The sequence below is a fragment of the Intrasporangium sp. genome, assembly GCF_032907665.1.
Classification (GTDB): domain Bacteria; phylum Actinomycetota; class Actinomycetes; order Actinomycetales; family Dermatophilaceae; genus Intrasporangium.
In genome coordinates this window covers 1-3,996 of the sequence record NZ_JAJJPG010000211.1, presented here as the reverse complement: position 1 = coordinate 3,996, position 3,996 = coordinate 1, and the positions used below count along the sequence as shown (strand labels likewise).

The window sequence follows — 3,996 nt, the reverse complement described above, 5'->3', positions numbered from 1 at the left end:
GCGACGATGGCGTTCTGGTTCTCGAGGAGGTAGTTCGCCGAGTCGCCGACCGTGGTCTCCGACACGTGGATCTGGTCGTAGGTGTCGGTGTCCATGAAGACGAAGTCGTCGCCGTCCTTGTAGAGGTACTGCATCGTGCGCTTGTCGACGTTGCTCGTCTCGACCTTGACGCCCGCGTTGAACGTCTTGTCGACGACCTTGCCGGACAGGACGTTCTTCAGCTTGGTGCGCACGAAGGCGGGACCCTTGCCCGGCTTGACGTGCTGGAACTCGACGACGGACCAGAGCTGTCCCTCGAGGTTGAGCACCATGCCGTTCTTCAGGTCGTTGGTCGTTGCCATCAGTGAGTAGTCGCTTTCGTATGCCGCTGGGCTCGCTCACGCGAGCGGGTGCCCGCGGGTGCCCCGCTCGTTCAACGGACTGGGCTGGGAAGTTGCCGCGCAAGTCTAGCCGCGTGGCTGTTCGATCACGGAATCGCGACCTTCGGCCAGGAGCCGCACGAGCTCGGCAGCATGGGCCACCGTGGCGAGCTCGGCCTCGGTGAGGTTCGGGTCGGCGGACCGACGTCGAGCTGCTGACTCGAGGTGGGGCACCGCAGCGGCGGCGACCCCGGTGAGGAAGCCGGCGAGGTACTCCCGCAGGCGCCGCCCGACCTCACGTGCGACCAGCCCCGCGGACTCCGGGGCAAGGGCCACCTGGCCCATGATCACCGCGGACAGGGCGACGTCCAGGCCCGCCGTGCCGAGGGCGGCGTTCGTCCAGTCGATCACCACCGGGTCGGCGGGATCACCGCCGCGGAGCAGGACGTTCAGCGGGTGCAGGTCCAGGTGGAGCAGCGTCCGCTCGCCGAGCCGGCCCTCGACCGGGACGGGTGCCGCCGAAGCGTCCAGGGCATGGAGTCGGTCGTGCAGGGCCGCCATCAGGCGTCCGGCATCCTCGGCCTCGCAGATGCCCGCGATGATCGCCTGGGCGAGTGTCGGGCCCTCGATCCGCTCCATCACCAGGGCATCACCTCGGCTCGGGAACACCTGTGGAACCGGGAAGCCCGCGTCGCGCAACCAGCTCATGAGGGACACCTCATCAGCGACGGCACGACCATCTCGGTAGCGACGCAGCACTCGGTTTCGGCCGAGGACGTAGACGTCCGCCTCTCGACCTGCCGCGAGCCACTCCACGCCGGCAGCGTAGCGGCCCCGGGCGCAGCTCTCCTTCGACCGGCGGCACCGGTGGGCCACACGCGGAATCGCGGTGCGCCGAAGCGGGGCGGTGGGTAGGCTGGCCTGCTCGTTCCGGTCCCGCAACGCACTGATCGACCACAGCCCGTTCCGCCCTCGATGCGAGTGCGGTGGACGGCGCTCGGTGCGTTGCCTCGCAGAGAGGTCTCCCGTGCACGTGCTCGACGCTGAGCTCGCTCGCGAGCAGGCCCACCTCGACCGGGCCCGCGCCGAGCTGGCCCGGATGCGGGAGGCTGCGGAGTCACTGGATGCCTCGCGGGCCAGCGATGCGATCTCCGGTGAGGTCCTCTCCCGCGTCCTGGCGCGCCGGATCGCCTCGCTGCAGGACGACCCGAGGACCACCCTGTTCTTCGGCCGGATCGACACGGCTGCCTCTGCGGATCACCCCACCGGGGAGACCTTCCACATCGGCCGCCGCCACGTGTCCGACGGGTCAGGTGACCCCGTCGTCGTCGACTGGCGCGCACCGATCTCGACCGGCTTCTACCGCGCCTCCGTCTCGGAGCCGATGGACGTCGTGCGCCGGCGGCGCTTCGGCGTCGAGCACGGCCGACTCACGGCCCTCGAGGACGAGCACCTCGCGACCGGGGCGGGCGTGGGTCACAGCGCCCTGCTCGCGGCCGAGATCGAGCGGCCGCGCACGGGTCCCATGCGTGACATCGTCTCGACGATCCAGCCCGAGCAGGACGAGATCGTCCGGAGCGACCTCGACACGAGCATCTGCGTCCAAGGGGCGCCCGGCACGGGCAAGACGGCGGTCGGCCTGCACCGGGCGGCGTGGCTGCTCTACTCGTTCCGCGAGCGCCTCGACCGCTCAGGAGTACTCGTCGTGGGTCCCAACCGTGCCTTCCTCGACCACATCGGCGCGGTCCTGCCCTCGCTCGGCGAGCTCCGGGTCGGTCATGCGACGATCGAGTCCCTGGTCGCCCACGCTCAGGTCCGGGCCGAGGACCCACCGGCGGTTGCGGCGCTCAAGGGTGACGCCCGTCTGGCCCGGGTGCTGTCCCGGGCCGTCTGGTCCCAGGTGCGCAGGGCCACTGAGCCGCTCGTCGTCCCGCGCGGGGTGCGCAAATGGCGAGTGCCGGCCTACGAGGTCCAGGACGTCCTCGACGAGCTCGTTGCGCGCGATGTCCGTTACGAGGCGGCGCGGGCGCTCCTGCCGCAGCGGCTCGCCCACCACGTCCTCCTCGCGATGGAGTCATCCGGCGAGGCCCCGGACGACCGGGTCCAGGACGCCGTGGCGAAGTCACCGGCGGTCAAGGCCTACGTCGCATCGGTGTGGCCGGCGCTGGACGCGGCGGGCGTCCTGCACCGGCTCTGGTCCGACCCAGCGGTGCTGGCGACGGCGGCAGCAGGCGATCTCACCGCTGAGGAGCAGGCACTGCTCCACTGGGCTCGGCCGCCACGCACCAAGGGCTCTGCGCGGTGGACTCGCGCCGACCTCGTCCTGCTCGACGAGCTCGCCGACCTGCTCTCCCGCACCCCGAGTCTGGGCCACGTCATCCTCGACGAGGCCCAGGACCTGTCCCCCATGCAGCTGCGCGCGGTCGGTCGCAGGTGCTCGACCGGGTCGGTGACGGTGCTCGGCGACCTCGCCCAGGGCACGACGCCCTGGGCGACGGGGTCGTGGGTCGAGGCCATGGGCCACCTCGGCAAGCCGTCGCACGACCTCGTGGAGCTCGACCGTGGCTTCCGCGTGCCCGGGCGAGTCATCGACTACGCCGCGAGGCTGCTGCCGCACATGTCGAGCGGGCTCACGCCGCCGACCTCGGTTCGCGACAACCCCGGCGTGCTCACGGTCGTCCGGGTCGACGAGGGCGCTCTCGACGACCGTCTCGCGAGTCTGCTCGCCGAGAGGGCGGGGGAACCCGGCTCGACCGGCATCATCGCCGCTGACGCCGTCCTCGACCGGCTCGGCGCGGCACTCGAGGTGCGACAGCTGTCCCACGGGCGACTCGACGTTGACCACGGGGACGACGCGGACCACCCGATCCAGCTCGTCCCCGCCACGGTGGCCAAGGGTCTGGAGTTCGACCGTGTCGTCGTCGTCGAGCCGGCCGCCATCTCGGCCGCAGAAGCGGACGAGCGGACCGGCCTGCGCCGCCTCTACGTCGTCCTCACGCGCGCGGTCTCGGAGCTGACCGTCCTGCACGCCGAGCCGCTCCCCGCCCCCCTGCGCTGACGGTCCCTTGCGCAGACGGTCCCGTTCCTCCCGTGGCGTCTCAGACGAGGGCGCGCAGCCCGAGCAGGTAGGACTGCAGGCCGAACCCGGCGACGGTACCGGTCGCGACCGGCGCGATCACGGAGGTGCGTCGGAACTCCTCGCGGGTGGCCGGGTTCGACAGGTGGACCTCGACGAGGGACAGGCCGCTCGTCGTGACGATGGCGCACGCGTCCCGGACGGCATACGAGTAGTGGGTGAACGCCCCGGGGTTGAGCACGACGTCGACCCGGGCATCCACGGCGTCGTGGAGCCAGTCGATGAGCTCGCCCTCGTGGTTCGTCTGGCGGCAGTCCGCCACCAGGCCGAGGTCCCTGGCCTCACGCTGCACCGCGGCGTGGATGTCGTCGAGCGTGTCCGAGCCGTAGACGTCGGGCTCGCGGGTGCCCAACCGGTCGAGGTTGGGTCCCGAGAGGACGAAGACCGTGGGTGCCGTCATGCCAGCAGTCTAGTGAGCAGACAGACGCCCGCCCTCGGGCCGCACCGTGGCTCGGCCCGGCCGTCCGCGGGCACGACCCGCGCCCAACCACCACCGATCGG

At 71.4% G+C, this 3,996-nt stretch carries 4 protein-coding genes; 1 reads left to right on the top strand and 3 read right to left on the bottom strand.

Annotated elements, in window-relative coordinates:
* Both LOY02_RS18260 and LOY02_RS18255 read right to left on the bottom strand, forming a co-directional pair.
* The coding region (locus LOY02_RS18260) for an elongation factor P (RefSeq protein WP_410505978.1) at positions 1–341 on the bottom strand (341 nt) is incomplete at its 3' end.
* A gap of 105 nt (positions 342–446) precedes the next feature.
* The gene (locus LOY02_RS18255; protein WP_317183796.1) at positions 447–1,175 is read right to left on the bottom strand and encodes a phosphotransferase; all 729 of its coding nucleotides are present in this window, start codon (positions 1,173–1,175) and stop codon (positions 447–449) included.
* A gap of 211 nt (positions 1,176–1,386) precedes the next feature.
* Here LOY02_RS18255 and LOY02_RS18250 point away from each other — a divergent pair, with 211 nt between their 5' ends.
* Positions 1,387–3,417, top strand: a complete 2,031-nt coding sequence (locus LOY02_RS18250) for an AAA family ATPase (protein WP_317183795.1) — start codon at positions 1,387–1,389, stop codon at positions 3,415–3,417.
* 40 nt (positions 3,418–3,457) lie between these two features.
* Here the strand turns inward: LOY02_RS18250 and aroQ are convergent, their stop codons facing one another.
* Complete coding sequence (gene aroQ / locus LOY02_RS18245) at positions 3,458–3,895, bottom strand: type II 3-dehydroquinate dehydratase (protein WP_317183794.1); 438 nt, start codon at positions 3,893–3,895, stop codon at positions 3,458–3,460.
* Positions 3,896–3,996: the final 101 nt, after the last annotated feature.